18 protein-coding genes are annotated in these 17,738 nt (G+C 61.7%); 9 read left to right on the top strand and 9 right to left on the bottom strand.

What is annotated here, in order from left to right; translation table 11 throughout:
* Window positions 1-65: 65 nt before the first annotated feature.
* The 6 genes from cdaA (at window position 66) to hflX (ending at window position 7,153) form a co-directional block, all read left to right on the top strand.
* Window positions 66-863 (top strand): diadenylate cyclase CdaA, encoded by a 798-nt coding sequence (gene cdaA, locus ACPQ6D_RS05615; RefSeq protein WP_423223317.1) that lies wholly within the window; start codon window positions 66-68, stop codon window positions 861-863.
* Window positions 860-2,212: a CdaR family protein gene (locus tag ACPQ6D_RS05620; RefSeq protein WP_423223318.1), complete on the top strand. Its 1,353-nt coding sequence runs from the start codon at window positions 860-862 to the stop codon at window positions 2,210-2,212. The genes cdaA and ACPQ6D_RS05620 overlap by 4 nt, the downstream gene beginning before the upstream one ends.
* 29 nt (window positions 2,213-2,241) lie before the next feature.
* Complete coding sequence (gene der, locus ACPQ6D_RS05625) at window positions 2,242-3,621, top strand: ribosome biogenesis GTPase Der (RefSeq protein WP_423223319.1); 1,380 nt, start codon at window positions 2,242-2,244, stop codon at window positions 3,619-3,621.
* An 83-nt stretch (window positions 3,622-3,704) separates the two neighbouring features.
* Window positions 3,705-4,649, top strand: coding sequence for a M28 family peptidase (locus ACPQ6D_RS05630; RefSeq protein WP_423223320.1), 945 nt, complete (start codon window positions 3,705-3,707; stop codon window positions 4,647-4,649).
* Window positions 4,650-4,652: 3 nt separating this feature from the next.
* Window positions 4,653-5,819, top strand: a complete 1,167-nt coding sequence (locus ACPQ6D_RS05635; protein ID WP_423223321.1) for an LL-diaminopimelate aminotransferase — start codon at window positions 4,653-4,655, stop codon at window positions 5,817-5,819.
* 62 nt (window positions 5,820-5,881) lie between these two features.
* A complete protein-coding gene (hflX, locus tag ACPQ6D_RS05640; protein ID WP_423223322.1) occupies window positions 5,882-7,153 on the top strand; it encodes a GTPase HflX in 1,272 nt (423 codons plus the stop codon).
* 120 nt (window positions 7,154-7,273) lie between these two features.
* On the opposite strand, the gene ACPQ6D_RS05645 is transcribed toward hflX, so the two are convergent.
* The 3 genes from ACPQ6D_RS05645 to ACPQ6D_RS05655 form a co-directional block, all read right to left on the bottom strand.
* On the bottom strand, window positions 7,274-8,317 hold the full coding sequence (locus tag ACPQ6D_RS05645; RefSeq protein ID WP_423223323.1) for a tyrosine-type recombinase/integrase: 1,044 nt from the start codon (window positions 8,315-8,317) through the stop codon (window positions 7,274-7,276).
* Between the two features lie 189 nt (window positions 8,318-8,506).
* Complete coding sequence (locus ACPQ6D_RS05650) at window positions 8,507-8,905, bottom strand: helix-turn-helix domain-containing protein (protein WP_423223324.1); 399 nt, start codon at window positions 8,903-8,905, stop codon at window positions 8,507-8,509.
* Window positions 8,902-9,243 (bottom strand): type II toxin-antitoxin system HigB family toxin, encoded by a 342-nt coding sequence (locus ACPQ6D_RS05655; protein WP_423223325.1) that lies wholly within the window; start codon window positions 9,241-9,243, stop codon window positions 8,902-8,904. The genes ACPQ6D_RS05650 and ACPQ6D_RS05655 overlap by 4 nt, the downstream gene beginning before the upstream one ends.
* Window positions 9,244-9,451: 208 nt before the next feature.
* Here ACPQ6D_RS05655 and ACPQ6D_RS05660 point away from each other — a divergent pair, with 208 nt between their 5' ends.
* The 3 genes from ACPQ6D_RS05660 (at window position 9,452) to ACPQ6D_RS05670 (ending at window position 12,301) form a co-directional block, all read left to right on the top strand.
* A complete protein-coding gene (locus tag ACPQ6D_RS05660; protein ID WP_423223326.1) occupies window positions 9,452-9,670 on the top strand; it encodes a hypothetical protein in 219 nt (72 codons plus the stop codon).
* Window positions 9,667-10,122 carry a hypothetical protein gene (locus ACPQ6D_RS05665; RefSeq protein WP_423223327.1) on the top strand — a complete coding sequence of 152 codons (456 nt, stop codon included), beginning with the start codon at window positions 9,667-9,669 and terminating at the stop codon, window positions 10,120-10,122. The genes ACPQ6D_RS05660 and ACPQ6D_RS05665 overlap by 4 nt, the downstream gene beginning before the upstream one ends.
* A 229-nt stretch (window positions 10,123-10,351) precedes the next feature.
* Window positions 10,352-12,301, top strand: a complete 1,950-nt coding sequence (locus ACPQ6D_RS05670) for a choice-of-anchor X domain-containing protein (RefSeq protein WP_423223328.1) — start codon at window positions 10,352-10,354, stop codon at window positions 12,299-12,301.
* 93 nt (window positions 12,302-12,394) lie between these two features.
* On the opposite strand, the gene ACPQ6D_RS05675 is transcribed toward ACPQ6D_RS05670, so the two are convergent.
* The 6 genes from ACPQ6D_RS05675 to ACPQ6D_RS05700 all read right to left on the bottom strand — a co-directional run bounded on the left by ACPQ6D_RS05675 (window position 12,395) and on the right by ACPQ6D_RS05700 (window position 17,728).
* Window positions 12,395-13,561: an FAD-dependent oxidoreductase gene (locus ACPQ6D_RS05675; RefSeq protein WP_423223329.1), complete on the bottom strand. Its 1,167-nt coding sequence runs from the start codon at window positions 13,559-13,561 to the stop codon at window positions 12,395-12,397.
* Between the two features lie 141 nt (window positions 13,562-13,702).
* Window positions 13,703-14,122, bottom strand: coding sequence for a type II toxin-antitoxin system VapC family toxin (locus ACPQ6D_RS05680; protein ID WP_423223330.1), 420 nt, complete (start codon window positions 14,120-14,122; stop codon window positions 13,703-13,705).
* Entirely contained in the window at window positions 14,119-14,373 is a 255-nt protein-coding gene (locus tag ACPQ6D_RS05685; RefSeq protein WP_423223331.1) for a type II toxin-antitoxin system Phd/YefM family antitoxin, read from the bottom strand. Before ACPQ6D_RS05685 ends, ACPQ6D_RS05680 begins: the two co-directional genes overlap by 4 nt.
* Before the next feature lie 95 nt (window positions 14,374-14,468).
* Window positions 14,469-14,969, bottom strand: a complete 501-nt coding sequence (locus ACPQ6D_RS05690; protein ID WP_423223332.1) for a hypothetical protein — start codon at window positions 14,967-14,969, stop codon at window positions 14,469-14,471.
* A 153-nt stretch (window positions 14,970-15,122) separates the two neighbouring features.
* Window positions 15,123-15,821, bottom strand: a complete 699-nt coding sequence (locus tag ACPQ6D_RS05695; RefSeq protein ID WP_423223503.1) for a succinate dehydrogenase iron-sulfur subunit — start codon at window positions 15,819-15,821, stop codon at window positions 15,123-15,125.
* A 104-nt stretch (window positions 15,822-15,925) separates the two neighbouring features.
* Complete coding sequence (locus ACPQ6D_RS05700) at window positions 15,926-17,728, bottom strand: FAD-dependent oxidoreductase (RefSeq protein WP_423223333.1); 1,803 nt, start codon at window positions 17,726-17,728, stop codon at window positions 15,926-15,928.
* Between the last annotated feature and the right edge of the window lie 10 nt (window positions 17,729-17,738).

Below are 17,738 nucleotides of genomic sequence, written 5' to 3' on the forward strand. Positions count from 1 at the left end.
GGATTCAGCAGGCACAGGGCCAATCGAATTCCGTATCCTGCCCTCAGGCATGGAGTTCGCTCGTTTTGATCGAGATAACCAGAATTTTTAGCCGCTTTACGTGGGAGAACGCCGCCGACATTCTGTTGGTGGCGCTCATCTTCTACACCCTGCTGCGCTTGTTTAGGGGCACGGCGGCTGTCCAACTGTTACGCGGTATCCTGGTTCTCACGTTCGTGGTGGTGCTCATCTCGAACATGGTCGAGCTGACGGCCTTTCGCTGGCTGGTCAATAATTCGTTGAATGTCATCCTGGTCGCCATTCCCGTCATCTTTCAGCCGGAATTGCGACGCGCGCTCGAACGACTTGGCCGCACGGCGCCGTTATTTGGACGCCGCGCATCGCAAGCCACCACCGAATTCCTGGTCAGCGAGCTGCTGCGCACCGTGGATACCCTTTCTGAGCGCCGACATGGCGCCATCATTGTCCTGGAAGGCGCCACGGGCCTGGAAGAGTATATCGAGACTGGCACGCGTCTTGACTCGGTTGTCTCACGTGAGCTGCTGCTCACCATTTTCTTCCCGAACACGGCGCTGCACGACGGCGCGGTGATCGTGCGCGGCGATCGCATTCTGGCCGCTGGCTGCGTACTGCCGCTCACCCAGCGTCAGTTTGCCGACACGCAGATGGGGACGCGCCACCGCGCCGCGGTCGGCATCACCGAACAAAACGACGCCATCGCCGTGGTTGTGTCAGAGGAGACTGGCATCATTTCGGTTTCACGTCACGGCCGCATCGTGCGCCGACTAGATGAAAAACGGTTGCGCAAGATCTTGCAGGCCTTCTATGAGCCGCGCCGCGCGGCGCCGCGAGATGAGCGATGAACAGCATTTCAGATTTTCTCAACAATTTAGGCTCTATTGCCCTGGCGCTTATCTTGGCGCTGATTGTCTGGGTCGTGGCAGTCCAGCACCAAGATCCATCGGTTGAAAACACCTACGACCGCCTGATCCCCATCACGCGCATCGGGCCTGATCAAGGCGTGGTGCCGTTTGGCGGCCTGCTGGAGCGCGTCCAAATTCGGATTCGCGCGCCGCAGTCAAGTTGGGCCACGCTGGCGCCTTCCAATTTCACGGCGCAGCTCGATTTGCGCGGCCTCAAGGCCGGCACCTACAACATCCCCTTGAAAGTCACCAGCAGCGATCCGCGGGTCACGATCGTCAGTCGTCAGCCGGAGGATGTATCGGTTGTGCTTGAGCCGCTCGTGGATCGCCAAATGCCGGTGCAGATCAACATCACCGCACAGCCGCCCTTTAGCTACTATCTACCGTCGCCGCAGGTGGCGCAGCCGATGACAGTGACGGTCAGCGGCGCAAGGCAGCTCGTGGAACAGGTCGCCTCCGTGGTGGCCCAGGTTTCGCTGTCCAACGTCACGGCGCCGGTGACCGTCCGCCGCCCCGTCCTGCTGTTCGACCTGCAAGGCGAAGAGATTCGCAACGGCCTGACGATCGAGCCGCCCACCGTGGTCATCTCGGCTACGGTTGAACAACGGCCCGGCTATCGCGTCTTGCCTGTGGTGCCCAAGCGCACCGGCCAGCCCGCGGCCGGCTACCGTTACACGAACATTGACGTTGAGCCGCCAGAAGTGGTGGTCTACGGAAGCCCTGCCACCATCAACAGCCTGCCTGGTTACATCGGGACTTTGCCCTTCAGCATCGAAGGCGCGGTCAGCGATGTCATCGAGCGCGTCGGCCTGGACCTGCCGGAGAACATCTCGGTGATCGGCGATACACAGAGCGTCTCCGTGCACATTCGCATCACGCCGCTCGAAGATAGCATTACGGTCAGCCGTTCGCCGGTTTTTTTGGGTTTGGGTGAAGGTTACACGGTCACGACCAATCTGCAAACGGTGGAAATCGTGCTGGCAGGGCCGGTGCCGCGGTTGAATACGTTGAAGCCAGGGGATGTGCGGGTCGTACTCAACCTGGTGGGCCTCGAACCGGGGCTGCACAACCTGGAGCCAGAAGTGATCGTGCCAGAGGGCTTGCGCACTGAAAGCATCGTCCCACGCACCGTGCCGGTGGAAGTGCGCTTGCTGCCAGTGCCAACGGCCACGGTGACGGCCACCAGTGGGCCACAATCGCCGACGCCCACGGCAACGACAACTCGCCGGCCGCAGTGGACCGTGACGCCAACGCCCAAGCTAACGCCCGTGGTGCCGCCGCCGCGGTAGCGACCAAAGAACGAAGATAGCGAAAACTTATGCCAAAACCGATTGTTGCGCTGGTAGGACGGCCCAATGTGGGCAAGTCCACCCTGTTTAACCGCCTGGTGGGTCAACGCCTGGCGATCGTGGAAGATCTGCCTGGCACGACCCGCGACCGTATCTATGCCGAAGCCCAATGGACCAACGTACCCTTTACGCTGGTTGACACCGGCGGCTTGGAGGCATTGACTCAACCTCCGCGGCCGACGCCTGAACAGCCGGCCGCCCTGGCGACAGCTTCGTCAGGCTATGTACGTGAGATTCGCGAGCAGGCGCTCATCGCCATCGAGGAAGCCAACGCGGTCGTCTTTGTGGTGGACAGCGAAGAAGGCGTCACCGCAGGCGATCGTGATGTGGCCGATATTCTGCGCCGCGTGGCCGACAAGGTGGTGCTGTGCGCCAACAAAGCTGACAATGAGGCGCGCCGCCAGGCTGCGGTCGAATTTTGGGAATTGGGCCTGGGTGAGCCGCTGGCGGTCTCCGCCATTCATGGCACTGGCACCGGCGACCTGCTCGACGCAATTGTCGAGCGTTTACCGCCGGTGACCGAGGAAGCGACCGACGATTCCGTCAAAATCGGCATTGTGGGCCGTCCCAATGTGGGCAAGTCCTCACTGCTCAATGCCCTGCTGGGCCACGACCGCGCGATTGTCAGCGATCTCCCGGGGAGCACGCGCGATGCGATTGACACCTCGTTGACTTACGACGGGCAGACGATCACCTTGATTGACACAGCCGGCATCCGGCGCCGCGGTAAGATCGAGGTCGGCATCGAAAAGTACAGCGTTCTGCGCGCGCTCAAGGCCATCGAACGCTCTGATGTGGTGCTCCTGCTGGTGGATGCGGTGGAGAAAGTCACGGCGCAGGACGCGCATGTCGCGGGTTTCATCCTGGAAGAGCAGAAAAGCGCAGTAGTCATCGTCAATAAATGGGATGCCATCGAAAAGGATGAGCACACGATGAACACCTACCGCGACATGGTGCGCAGCGAACTGCGCTTCATGGACTATGTGCCGGTCATCTTCATCAGCGCCAAGACGCGCCAACGCGTCAACTCCGTGCTGCCCACCGCGCTCAAGGTTGTCCAGGAACGCCGCGTGCGCATCCCCACGGGCGAGCTGAACCGCCTGCTGCGCGGCGCCGTGGACGCCAACCAGCCCCGCTTCAAGGGCGGTCGGCGCCTGCGCTTCTACTTCGTCACCCAGGCCAGCGTGAACCCGCCCACCTTTGTAATCTTCGTCAACGATCCCGATTTGCTGCACTTTTCCTACGAGCGTTATCTGGAGAATCGCATCCGTGAACATTACCCGTTCGAGGGCACGCCGATCAAGCTGGTATTCCGCGGTAAAGCCGGCGCGGACGATGCCGAGGTTTAGTCACGGCGCCGCGGCTTGCAGTCCTCGACCTGTCGACGAGGTATTCTGGCGCATCATGATGCGCTCAGCACAACTGAGGATTCATGTCACGAATTCGCTTCATTGAAATAGCACTCCTGGTGACCCTGGCGGCCGCGCTGGCCTTTTTTGGCTACATCGGATATGAAGCCATACCGAAGCCAACGCCAACGCCGATCCCACGCCAAACCTTCGACGGCGCGCTGGCCTTGGAACAGGTGCAGGCGCAAATGCGCTTCGGCCCGCGGCCAACGGGCAGCGAGGCCAATCTGCGCCTGGGCGATTACATCACGCAGACGTTGCAGTCGCTCGGCTGGCAGACCACCATCCAGGACTTCACCTATCGAGACACCCCCGCGCGCAATATCCTGGCCCGACGGCCCGCGCAAGCCAAGACGGCCAGCACGAAGCGTCCAATCATCCTGATTGGCGCGCACTACGATACGCGGCTCTATGCCGACAACGACCCCGATGTCACCCGACGCAGCGAACCGGTGCCCGGCGCGAACGACGGCGCCAGCGGCGTCGCGGTTCTGCTGGAGCTGGCGCGCAGCCTCGATGCTGCGGTGATGCAGGACGATGTCTGGTTGGCTTTTTTCGATGCGGAGGACAATGGCCGCATCAACGGCTGGGACTTCATCGCTGGCTCGCGCTTCATGGCGCAGAACCTGCCAGCAGGGGCGCGCCCGGAAGTGGCGGTGGTCGTTGACATGATCGGCGACGCCAATCAGCAACTCTACCTGGAGCGCAATTCCAACGAGAAATATCAGCAGCAGTTGTGGCAGATCGCCGCCAAGCTCGGCTACCAGGCCGCGTTCATTGCGCAGCCCAAGTGGACTATGGTGGATGACCATATTCCCTTCAAAGAAGCCGGCATCCCGGCCGTGGACATCATTGATTTCGACTACCCCTACTGGCATACGACGCAAGACACGGCCGACAAGCTCAGCGCGGACAGCCTGGAACGTGTGGGGCGCGTGCTGGAGTATTGGCTTGAGGAGACGAGGTAACGCATGACTCTGCGTCCCGCACATCGGCTTGACCGCATTCCTCCTTATGTTTTCGCCGCCCTGGCCGCGCGCATCCGTGCGCTGGAAGCCCAGGGCATGGACGTCATTCGCCTCGACATCGGCAGCCCCGATCTGCCGCCGGCCAATTTCATCATCGAAGCGCTGGCCGCGGCCGCGCAACGGCCTGATGTGCACGGCTATCCCAGTTACACGGGGACACCCGCCCTGCGCCAGGCCATCGCCGCCTATTACGGACGGCGGTACGGCGTCAGCCTGCACCCCGACCATGAGGTGCTGCCGCTGATCGGCTCCAAAGAGGGCATCGTCAACCTGACGGTAGCCTGGCTCGATGCGGGCGACCTGGCGCTCGTGCCTGACCCTGGCTACCCGGTTTACCAGATGGCGGCGCTCATCGCAGGCGGCGATGCCTATTCCGTGCCGTTACGCGCGGAAAACGACTTCCTGCCTGACCTGGACGCCATCCCAGTCGAGGTGGCGCAGCGCGCGCGCCTGTTGTGGCTGAATTACCCGAATAATCCGACCGGCGCAACGGCCGACCTGGCTTTCTTTGAGAAGGCGGTGGCCTTTGTCCGTCATTACGAGATTCTGCTGTGCCATGACGCGCCGTACTGTGACGTGACCTTCGATGGCTATCGGGCGCCTAGCCTGCTGTCCGTACCAGGCGCCAGGGACGTGGCGATCGAGTTCAACTCACTGAGCAAATCGCACAACATGGCTGGTTGGCGCGTGGGCATGGCCGTGGGCAATCCGACGGCGATCAAGGCGCTGACCCTCATCAAGAGTAACGCGGACTCCGGCATCTTCACGGCGATTCAAGAGGCCGCCATCGCCGCGTTGACGGGCGATCAGTCCTGGCTGCAAGCGCGCAACGCCATCTACCAGGCGCGGCGCGACCTGGTGTTGGCCGGTCTGGCGGCGGCCGGCATTCAGGTCGAAGCGCCCAAAGCCGGCCTCTACGTCTGGGCGCATGTGCCGTCTGGCTTCACCGCGGCTGATTTTGCCACCCTGCTCTTGGAAAAAACGGGCGTCAGCCTGACGCCCGGCTCTGCCTTTGGCGCGCACGGCGAGGGCTTTGTGCGCGTCTCATTGGGGATGGAGACCGAACGCATTCGAGAAGCGATGGGGCGCGTGGGCGCCTTTCGCTGGTAAAGCATAGGAGAACGACTATTTCTGCGCATCTGATAGAAACCGATAAGCCCCGTGATGTAGCCTTGCTCGTCGGCGTCGAACTGCCGAACCAGGATACGCCCTGGACGCTCGAAGACTCGATGGCCGAGTTGGCGCAGTTGGCGCGCACCGTGGACGTGGACGTGGTGGCGACGTTGACGCAAAATCTGCACGAGATCAACCCGGCGACGCTGATCGGCAAAGGCAAGGTCGAGGAGATGATCGCCCTGTGCACCGCCAGTGGGGCCAACATCGTCATTTTCGATGAAGAACTGTCGCCGCGTCAGCAGCGCGAATTAGAGAAGCTGCTGGGGCTGGAGATCAAGCTGCTGGACCGCACCGCGCTGATCCTGGACATCTTTGCCCAGCACGCCAGCACGCGCGAAGGCGCGCTGCAGGTGGAACTGGCGCAGTACGAATACCGCCTGCCGCGCCTGACGCGACAATGGACGCACCTGGCGCGTCAGGCGGGTGGGGGAGGCGGCCGTGGCGGCAACGCCGGCGTTGGTCTGCGCGGCCCAGGCGAAACCCAATTGGAAGTGGACAAGCGCGAAATCAGCCGACGCATCACGCACCTCAAGCAGGAGTTGGAGGAGGTGCGCAAGCACCGCCAGCAGTACCGCCAGCGCCGGCGCCAGGCCGCGATTCCAGTTGTGTCCCTGGTTGGCTATACGAATGCGGGCAAATCCACCTTGCTCAACGCACTGACCGGCGCCGAGGTCTACGCAGCGAATCAGCTCTTCGCTACGCTCGATCCCACGACCCGGCGGCTGGTGCTGCCAGGCGGCCGCGAAGTGCTGCTGACCGACACCGTAGGCTTCATTCAGAAACTGCCCACCGACCTGGTGGCCGCGTTTCGTGCGACCCTGGAAGAGGTGGGCGAGGCCGACCTGCTGCTGCATGTTATTGACATAACGCATCAAAACGCATTGGAGCAGGCCGCGACGGTGGAAGAGGTGCTGGAAGAGATCGGCGTGACCGACAAGCCGATCATCACGGCGCTGAACAAGATAGACCGCCTGCCGCCAGAGGGGCTTGAGCGCACGCAGGAGCTGCGCGCCCGATTTCCCAACAGTATCCCCGTGTCGGCGCTGACGGGGCAGGGGCTGGAGAACCTGATTGTGGCGATTGAAGAACTTCTGACCGAGGAGTTCATCCCGATCAAGGTGCACATCCCGTACCGTGAAGGCGACCTGGTCGCGCTGTTCCATCAGCGAGGGCTGATCGAAGAAGAGAAGCATGACGGCACGGGCACCACGCTGGTGGGGCGCCTGCCGGCGCGGGTCGCGCCGCTGTTTGCGCGCTACCGGCGTTAAGCGGCAATGCTGAATGAGGAAAGCTGAATGCTGAATAGGGCAGAGCGCATAGCACAAAGTGCAAAGTGCAAAGTGCAAAGCTCGCTCCATTTTCAGCGGTCTCTGATCTCCGATCTCAATTCAGCGTTCCTCATTCAGCGGTCCTTTGGGGCTGCCAAACGCGGCTTGATGGGCGGCGCGAACGGCGCCGTCTTCCAGTTTCGCATAGACTCTTGTGGTGACAGGCGAGCTGTGGCCGAGCGCCGTTTGCGTCACGCTCAGATCATGGGTGGTTTGATAGACCTTCGTGGCGAAGAAATGGCGCAAAGCGTGGGGTGTGATGCCTGCATCTCCGAGACCCGCGGCCGCGGCCAGCGTTTGGAACATGCGCTCGACAGCTTCGGTGCTCAGCCGCAAGATCTTGCCGCCTGAGCGCTTGTCATGACGGGCAAAGACCGGCAATTCGCCCAGTGGCCGCCCTGTCGCGCCGTCGAGCGCCTTGCGCGCCTCAAGATACGCCTGAACCGCGCGCCAGGCGGCGGCGTCGAAGAATACCTGTCGCTCCTTGCGCCCTTTGCCCACGATCCACGCCGTATACGCGCCCTCGACTTCTTGACGCAACTGTTTGCGCTTCAGCCCAACCGCTTCACTGATGCGCAGCCCAGTGCAGCGCAGTACTTCGATCAACGCGATGTCGCGCAGACGCGCCAGGCTCGCGCGCTCGTTGTCTGGCGCTACAGCGCGCTGGCGCGCTGCTTCGATCAACTGCTGCACCTGGGCCGCGGTGGGGGGATGCGGCAGCAACTGCGCCGGCCGCTGCGCCTTGCGCGTTCGCCGCAGGCCCTCGCGCAGGCGTACGGCCTGCTGGCCGCTCAGCTCCAGCCAATCTCGAATCTGCAAGAACTCAACATAACGCACGAGCGCCGCCAAGTAGGTTTGCAGGGTGCGCTGGCTGACCCCGCGCTCGTCGAGCAACCAGGTGGGCCACGTGAGAATCTGATCCACCGTCAACGCCTGGGGCAGGGTGGTCTTGGCGTCCGTTTCGCACTCCTGTTCGAGATAGAGCACAAAGGCGTTCAATGCGGTGCGATACGCGGCGCGTGTTTGACTGGCGCCGAGCATCGCGTCGCCCAAAAACAGCTCGATGCTGGTTGTTATGGCCGGTGATGTATTGGTGTTTGACATGCGAAACGCTCCGCTGGCCTTTGATGGCAGCCACACGATGGGGCGGTCACGGCAGGGTCTGGCTGGCTCGGCCTATCTCTTTTTACATCGCACAACTAAACTTGTACCGCTTAAAAAGCATTGTACGCCAAAGCGATCCTCCTGTCAAATGGCCCCTGTGGTGCGCAGTCCGCACCACCCACGTGCGGACTAGAAGAAAACAGCCGGCGAGACATGAAAGCGATCGGCCAGGGCGCGAATCTGACGCACATTCAGCTCGCGCCTGCCCGCCAGAATCTCTGATACCACCCCTTGCGACCCAATCTCAGGCAATTCTGCTTGCGTCAACCCGTGCTCTTGCATCAGATAAGCCAGCACATCCGTTCCGCTGCTGCGTGGCATTGGATAGTGCCGTTCCTCGTAAGCGGCGATCACGACACCCAGTGTATCGAGTAAGTCGTACAACGGATGGGTCTCGTCAGTTCCCACGTCATCAATCAGGCGGTTGAGCCTTTCCACGGCGACTTGATACTCATGCTCGTTGCGAATCGTGAAGATTGGGCTTATGGCAGCCCACTGCGCTTGCATGTTCTGAATCAGCACACTCATTTTTTCCACTCCCCCCGGTCATAATCGCTATGCGTCAATATATGCCGAACGTACACCTTGCCTCGATTGAAATGAACGGACGCAATCAAACGGTACTTATTGCCTCCGATGTTGAAGACCACCAAGTCCCCCACCAAATCTGCTGACGGAAAGGTTGCGCGTAGCGCGGTGAAGCTGCTGTACTCGGAACGCTCGATAATTTTGTACCAACGCAACAACGGGCCTTCGCTATCAGGATAACGTTCCCAGAATTCGCGCAGCGTCTTCCGTGAGATGATGTGCATGGCACGAGTATATCTCAAAATGAGATATGGCGCAATATCTGATTGATTTGACAATCGTTCTTTCTCCCATTACACTGTAAACGATCGTCCCCCTGTGATTCATCGTTCAGCGTTCATCATTCCGAATTTCTGTCCCATGGTGACGCCAAACACCAAAGTGTCTTGATTAACAATGAAAACTACGCGTTCTATGTGTTCTTTGCGTTCTCTGTGGTAAATTACTGCGCGGCGGAGCGCAGAGACAACAACAGGAGATGCAACCATGGATGAAACGACAACGACCCCGGACGCGACCGAGGATCGGTTCGCGTTCAAGTGCTCGAAGGGGCACATCAGTTGGTACAACCGCCAGGACGCGTGCGCCAAGTATCGCGTCGTCTATCGCGGGGAGAACGGGCTGAACACCCTGGCCCTGCCCTGCCGCTCGCCCGGCTGCGGGCTGGTGGTCAAGGTGCAGGTCAACTGCGGCGGCGTGACATGAGCGCGGACGGCCCCCTGCTGCCCTCCGAGCCGCTCGACGCGGCCGATGAACGGCTGCTCGCGACCTTCGACGAGATCGAGAAGCAGCAGCTCGACTTCTTCGACAGCGCGGCCAAGCGCATCATCGAGCTGGTCACCGCGCTGCTGGGCGTGCTGGTCGCGCTGCTGGCCCTGGGCGACAAGTTTCCCCCGGCCTACCTGGCCGGCCACGCCTGGGTCAAGGGCCTGGCCGCGGCCGCGCTCGTCTGCTACGTGCTCGCCCTGGTCGCGGCCGCGATCACCACCGCGCCGCGGCGCCTCAAGCGCTATGCGTACAACCTGACCCTCATGCGCCAGGAACTCGATGCCCTGCTGGCGGTCAAAGCGCGCTGGCTGACCATCGCCGGACTGCTCTTCGGTCTCGGCGCCATCACCCTGGCGTTGGCCCTGGCGCTCATCATCACATCGGCGTGAGGGGCACCCCGAACTTTGCCACGAATTGGACGAATTTCACGAATTCATCAGGGCCAATTCGTCCAATTCGTGTCATTCGTGGCAAAACTCCGCTTCTTTGCGCCCTGGCGTCCTGGCGTTCAGGAATCCTGCCTGTAATTTGCTCCGTTATCCACGCGTGGTATACTCCCCGCACGTTTTCCTGCTGATTTTCCCATCGGTTCGTCCAACTGAAAGGAGCCTTGCAACGATGCATCGTCGAATGGTCTTTGTCCTGCTGATTGCGGTCTCGTTGTTGTTGCCCGCGGCGGCGACGCCCGTCGCGCGCGCCGCCGATTCACTTCCGACCAAACAACTCGCTGGCCCGGCCGCGGAAATGGCTGCTATGCGCCTGCCCGCGGCCGACACGCTCGGCGTTCGTTCCCATGCCGCGATGCTGCCGATTACCTTCGGCGCAGACGGCGCCTGGCGCAGCCAAATCGCGGTGGATGACGCCGCGGGTTTCAAACTGCTGCTCCTCTCCCCCACGGCCGCCGATTGGCAGCTCGACGTGATGATGCCTGATGCTGGTTCTGTCAAGTGGCAGAAGGACAGCGCCAGCGCCGGCGTCACTGCCCAGGAAGCCGCCGTCGGTCTGGATGGCGTCAGCCATCCCGCGCAAGCCTTCACGTTCGACGCCGCGCGGCCGGGACTGTGGCAGGTCATGGTGACCGCCCCTGCGGCCGTCTCGGGCTCGGTGCAAGGTTTCCTGGTTGTTTCCAGCCAATCGCCGTATCGTCTCTACACTTATGTCAATACTCAGCGCCTGGTGGTCGGTCAGGAGATCGGCCTGGTCGCCTCGTTGTTCGATCAGCGCCAGGCGAGCGACAGTGCGAAGCCGGCCGCGCTGGCCGGCTCCATCCGTGAGGCCAGCGCGACGTTGCGCGGCCCAAACGGCGCGTCGCAGGCACTGCGCCTGGCCGATGACGGCCGCCACGCCGATGGCGCCGCGGGCGACGGGGTCTTTGGCGCGATTTTTGTGCCGTCCCTGGCCGGCGATTACACGGCGCAGGTCACGGTCACGGGCGCGACGCCAGAGGGCGCGGCGTTCATCCGCACAGGCGAGCACGCGTTCCCGATCCTGGCCGCCAACGTCAGTCTGAGCGGCGGCGCGGAGGCCCGCGTGGCCGACAGCATGCGCCTGACCGTGGTCGCGCCGGTCAGCGGCCTGGCCGCCGGTCAGCGCGTCAACGCCTACGCCGAGGTCTGGAGCGCGGGTCAGCCGGCGGCCTGGATCGGCGGCATCGTGACGTCCGATGGCGCGAGTGTGCCGCTGAGCCTGGACGGCCGCTGGTTGGCGCTGGCCGGCGCCCGCGGCGCGTTCGAGCTGCGCAACGTGCGCGTGCAAGATGTGGACACGTCGGTGGTGCTGGCGCAGGTGGACCAGATGGCGTTGAAGATGGGAAGCCTGCCGGAAGCGGCCAAGGGCGCCGTGGCTGAAATTACGGAGGAGATGCGCATGGGGCCGCGGCCGGCCAATCTGGCCAAGGCCGACGCGCCGAACGCCGGGCGCCTGCTCTTGGTGCATGGCTACTGTTCATCCAGCAATCCCTGGCCGTTGGCGCAGTTCACCAATGCGTCGCTCTTTGCTGATCTGAATCGCAACCGTACGCACGACCAGTTCGCCAACCTGATCAAGACCTTTGGCGCGGCCTGGACCTCGTTTGGCGTCGTGGCGCACAGCCAGGGCGGCGCGGCCTCGCTGCACCTGTACACCTACTACTGGAGCGGTTTGGACAATGCGACCGGGCCGCGCCTGATTCAGTCGGTGGGGACGCCGTACCAGGGCACCAACCTGGCCGGCAATCTGGCGCTGCTCGGCCAGATCTTTGGCGCGGGCTGCGGTTCCAACTACGACCTGACCTACAGCGGGGCTGCGACCTGGCTGGCTGGCATCCCATCCTGGGCGCGGGCTAAGGTCTACTATCACACCACGTCCTTTACCGACGTCTGGTATCGCTACGACTATTGCAATATCGCCACCGATCCATTCCTGAGCGACCCTGAGGACGGCGTGGTGGAGCAGGCGTATGCGCAGTTGTCCGGCGCCAACAACCTGGGCCACAAGACCGGTTGGTGTCACACGAGCGGCATGCGTGACCCGGCGCAGACCTCGGATTCCAGCCGCAACGCCAACATGAACAGCAACGCCGCACGCTGATTGCAGTGTTGTTGACAGGATGAACAGGATTGACAGGATGACAGGATAAGACAATCCTGTTCATCCTGTCAATCCTGTCTTTGTCAGGCTCGATTACAAGACACGCGCCGCGTCTGGGCCCATGCCAACGATGTCCAGCCGCCGCGCCGGGCCAATCACCTGGCGCGGCGAAACGCGCAGGCGCAGCCCTTCCTCGCCCGTGTGCATTTCGAACAGCAGCCGCGTCAATACATCCTCCGCGCGCAATAACGCCCGGCGATCATGCTCGTGCGCCAGCGCGTACGCGTGGCCAGCCTGCCGCCAATTGGTCTGGCTGAGCAGCGCGCCGGCCAACGTGCGTACATCCCGCAACACCGACGACAGTCCGCAGCCCCAAATTGGGTTGGGCGCCATGGCCGCATCGCCAATCAACACCAGGCCGGGCGCGTGCGGATGCTCGACCCAGGCCTCGGCGCAGTCAAAAGTCGCCATGGGACCGCCCAGGCGCGCCCCGTCGAACCAGGCAGGCGGCACGCCGATCTCTTGACAAACGGCCAGCAGGTGCGTCAGGTTGCGGTGCCCACCCAGGCTGACCGGCGTCGTTTCCGTGGGGTAAACGACGTAGGTGCGAAAGCGTTGATTGCCGAGCGGAAAGAGCATCGCTGCGCGCGCACGCGGCGGGTAGTAGAGCACATGGACGGAATCCTCCGGCGCTTGTACGCCTTCCAGCAGCACCCCAGCAATCGAGAGCGGATGGGGCTTGCGCTGTACGATGAAACCGCCCCAACCGCGCGAACGCGCCAGGCGGCCATCGGCCGCCACCACCAGGTTGGCGCGCAGGGTCTCAAGCTGACCGTCCATCTCAGCCTGCACCGTGGCCGGATGTCCAGGCTCCACGTGAATCACGGCGGCCCCCCGCTGCACGCTGGCGCCGGCGCGCGCAGCGGCTTGCAGCAAGGTCTCCTGCATCGTGGGATGATAGAAGGTCAAAGCGCCAGCTTGATGCGGCGTGGTGAGGATCAAGTCTCGGCGGTCGCCGGGCGGCGCGCCAAACGAGGTGGTCCAGTAGCGCACTTCGCGGCCGCAGGTGAGCATGGCGGGCAGCAGCCCCAGCGCCCGCGCCTCGGCCACGCCCCACGGATGAATTGCTTCGCCGCGCACCCGATCCTTGAAGACCCGCTCGCGTTCCAACACGAGCACTTCAATTCCCTGATTGGCCAACACCGTGGCCAGGGCTGAGCCGGCGATCCCCCCGCCGATCACGATTACATCGTAGGCCATGCGCGCATCCCCAATCTTGACATCACAGTCCCGCGCCTAGTTTTATGTCAATGTTGTGCTGTATTCCCCGCTGCCATTGGCGCAATCTCGATCAGCGGCAGATAGATGCTGGGCATAGACTTAGCCGCCTCCAGGTGAGAGTCACAGCCAGGGATTGAGGACGGGGACGCCCGTGTCTCGAAAGTCAACATCGTTACGCGTTACCAGGGTGCACTGATGATACAGAGCAACGGCCGCAATGAGTGAATCCATTGCTGGTAACGGGCGCCCGCTCCGCTCCAGGCGGCCGGTTAATTCTCCCCAGGCAAGCATCACGGGGACGTTCAGCGCCAAGATACGATCTTCAAAGCGAATCAGTAGATCTTCGGTCAGCCAGCGATGAAGCGCAGTTTTGCGCACTGACTCGGATAGTTTCGCGATGCCTTTGGCCAACTCACCGATTGTGACAACACTGAGGTACACGCTGTCAGGATCAACGGCATCAATCCAGGCAATAACACGCTCGTTGGGACGTGCAGAGACAAATTCTGAGATTACGTTGGTATCGAAGAGGTACTTCACAGGACCACCTCATCACGCAGTGGGCTAGTATCTCGTGTCAAATCCAGATTAGCGCCAGCCAGCGGTGAATCGCGGAAAAACTCTGACAGTTTCTTCTGACGTAGCAGTAGCTTCCGATAGTCCGCAAAAGACAAAACGATCGCCGTTTCTATGCCACGCTTTGTGATTAGTTGTGGCCCATTTTTTACGGCTTCTTCTACCACTTCGCTGAATCTACCTTTTGCTTCCTGTAATTGCCAAACTTGTGTCATGAAGTTGTCTCCCTTTAGTTGTATCAGTCTAGTCTGACTAGATTTTACACCTCATCACATGATCCCGTCAAATTACCGCCACGATACGGCGAGTTTCACCCAAAGGCAACTGGTATGCGGCGCAGCAAGAAGGGAATCGGCAGGCGCGCGAGCCAGGGCACGGCGGCAAAACTGAGACCGAGCAGAGTGTCCTCGTCAATCATGCGCAGCTCATCTACGATGTAAGCGAAGGGAAACGGCGAGCCAGGCGCGTAGTTGAGGGTGATGCCCGGCCGGCCATCTACGCGCGAGGGCAGCCATTGTGCGGTCATGGGCAGCACGCGCTGCACCACCCCACGGCGTCGCACCAGGTTGACGCCGTGGCCCTGGCTGTCAAAAGCCTTGCCCAGCCAGCCAGCCAGGGGCGTGATGACCAGGCCAGGGGGCGCAAAGCGGCGCAGCCAGGCTGGCCCCACGAACTCCGCCCGGTAGTCGCCGGCCAGGCTTTCAAAGCTGGGCGAGGCCAGGAGCGTAAAGGCCGTCCGAAAGGCGCCCAGCGAAAGGCTGTTGATCGGCGCCTGGCGACCCCTGACCGGCAGAAAAAGGGAAGTCGTCATGGTTTCCACCTGTGCAATCTGGCGGATTGCGCTACTGAAAATAGACATCCTGCCAGGGGGCGCCTGGCAGGATGTGGTTTGTCGCCGCAATCGCGGCAGTGAATCCCAAGTCCAACCTGCGTGGATTGGTGGCTGCTTTCGTAGGCCGCAGAATCAGAAGTTGCTGTAGAGCAGCGCCTTCTTGACGTCGCCGATGGCCTTGGTAATGTCAATGTCGCGTGGGCACGCTTCGACGCAGTTGAAAACGGTGCGGCAGCGCCAGACGCCGTCGCGCTCATTGAGCACTTCGAGGCGCTGCATCCTGCCCTGGTCGCGATCATCGAAGATGAAGCGGTGCGCCTGCACGATGGCCGCGGGGCCGACGTAGTCCTCATTGGCCCAGAAGCTGGGACAGGCGGTGGTGCAGCACGCGCACAGGATGCACTTGGTAGTGTCATCGAAACGCTCACGCGCCTCGATGGTTTGCAAGCGCTCGGTATCCGGCGGCGGGCTGTCATTGATCAGGTAGGGCAGCACAGAGCGATACTTGGCAAAGAAGGGCCGCATGTCCACCACCAGGTCTTTGACAATTTTCATGCCGCGAATCGGCTCCACCGTGATGTTGGCGCCGACGTGCTTGACCAACGTTTTGCAGGCCAGGCGATTGCGGCCGTTGATGACCATCGCATCCGAGCCACAGATGCCGTGCGCGCAGGACCGGCGCAGCGTCAGGGTGCCATCCTGGTACCATTTGACCTTGTGCAGCACGTCGAGGATTTGGTCATTGAGCGCCGCCTCGACCTGATACGTTTTCCAGTAAGGCTTCTTGTCCTGTTCAGGATTGAAGCGCTGAATTTTGATACTAACTTGCATCATGGGCCTCCCAGGCAAATACGGAACGCTGAATTCTGAACGCTGAATCTTGAACCGACACGGTGTGGGCCGACATTCAGCATTCCTCGTTCAACATTCAGCGTTTAGTAGACGCGCTCCTTTGGCTGGTACTTGGTGATTGTAACCGGCTTATAAGTCAACTGCACCCCAACGCCGCTGCCGTCATCTTCCAGGCGCGCCAGGCTGTGCTTAAGCCACTTGACATCATCGCGCTTCGGATAGTCGTCGCGGGCATGACCGCCGCGGCTTTCGGTGCGCGCGAGCGCGGCCGCAGCCGTAACGTAGGCCAGGTCAAGCAAATTTCCCAGCTCAAAGGCTTCCAACAGCTCGGTATTGTAGCGTTTGCCCTTGTCCATGATGGAAATGTTCTGGTAACGCTGCTTCAGTTCGCGCAGCTTGCTCAACGCCTCCTGGCACAGCTGCTCCGTGCGGAAGACGCCCACATTGGCCATCATCATGACCTGCATGTCGCGCCGGATATCGGCCACGTTTTCCTTGCCCGTCGCGTTGCGAATGCCCTCCAGGCGAGCTTTGACATCACCTTCTGGATTGGCCGGCAGCGGTGTGAAGTCAACTTGTTTGGCATACTCGGCCATGCGCACGCCGGCTACCTTACCGAAGACCACCAGGTCCACCAGGGAGTTGGTGCCCAGGCGGTTGGCGCCGTGCACGGATACGCACGCGCACTCGCCCGCGGCGTAGAAGCCAGGGAGCACCGTGTTGTTTTCGTCAATCACCACTTCCGCATCCAGGTTGGTGGGGATGCCGCCCATCGCGTAATGCGCGGTGGGTTGAATGGGCATCGGCTGTTTGACCGGATCCACGTCCAGGTAGGTGCGGCAGAAATCGGCAATGTCGGGCAGTTTGGCTTCGATCTCCTCCGCCGTGACATGGATGGGCTTGCCATCCAGGCCCTTGCGGCCGTCCATCTCTGCGTACTTGTTGATGGTTTCCGGTCGCACGTCCAGGTAAACGTAATCCTTGCCTTCGACGCCGCGGCCCTGCATGATTTCCAGGTAGATGGCGCGGGAGACGACATCGCGCGAGGCCAGGTCTTTGACCGTGGTGGCGTAGCGTTCCATGAAGCGTTCGCCCTTACCGTTGATCAGCACGCCGCCTTCGCCGCGCACCGCTTCGGTGATCAGGATGCCCATGCGCCAAATGCCGGTGGGATGGAACTGGAAGAATTCCATGTCCTCCTGCGGAATGCCGCGGCGCAGAGCAATGGCGTTGCCGTCGCCGGTCAGCGCGTGGGCGTTGCTGGTGATCTGCCAGACGCGGCCAAAGCCGCCGGTGGCAAAGCAGACCGCCTTGGCATGGAATACGTGGTATTCGCCGGTGTCAATCTCCAACGCCACGATGCCGTTTACCTTGCCATCGGTGACGAGCAGGTCAACGACATGGAACTCATCGAAGAAGGTGACATTGTTTTTGATGCACTGCTGGTAGAGGGTTTGCAGGATCATGTGCCCGGTGCGATCGGCCGCATGGCAGGCCCGGCGCACCGGTTTCTTGGTGACGTTGTTGGTGTGGCCGCCGAAGGGACGCTGGGAGATGCGTCCGTCTGCGGTGCGATCAAAAGGCAGGCCCATGTGCTCCAATTCGTAGACCACATTGACGGCCTCTTTGCACATGAAGTCAATGGCATCCTGATCGCCCATGTAGTCGCTGCCCTTGACCGTGTCAAAGGCGTGCCATTCCCAATGGTCTTCTTCCAGGTTGGCGAGCGCGGCCCCAATGCCGCCCTGCGCCGTACCGGTGTGTGAACGGGTGGGATAGAGCTTACTGACTACGCACGTCTTGGCGCCCTGTGATGCGTACAGGGCCGCCATCAAACCAGCGCCGCCGGCGCCGACAATGACGACATCAAATTTATGGGTTGGCATGGTTGATCTC

This window comes from Candidatus Amarolinea aalborgensis (genome assembly GCF_900491745.1).
In the GTDB taxonomy this organism is placed as follows: Bacteria; Chloroflexota; Anaerolineae; order SSC4; family Amarolineaceae; genus Amarolinea; species Amarolinea aalborgensis.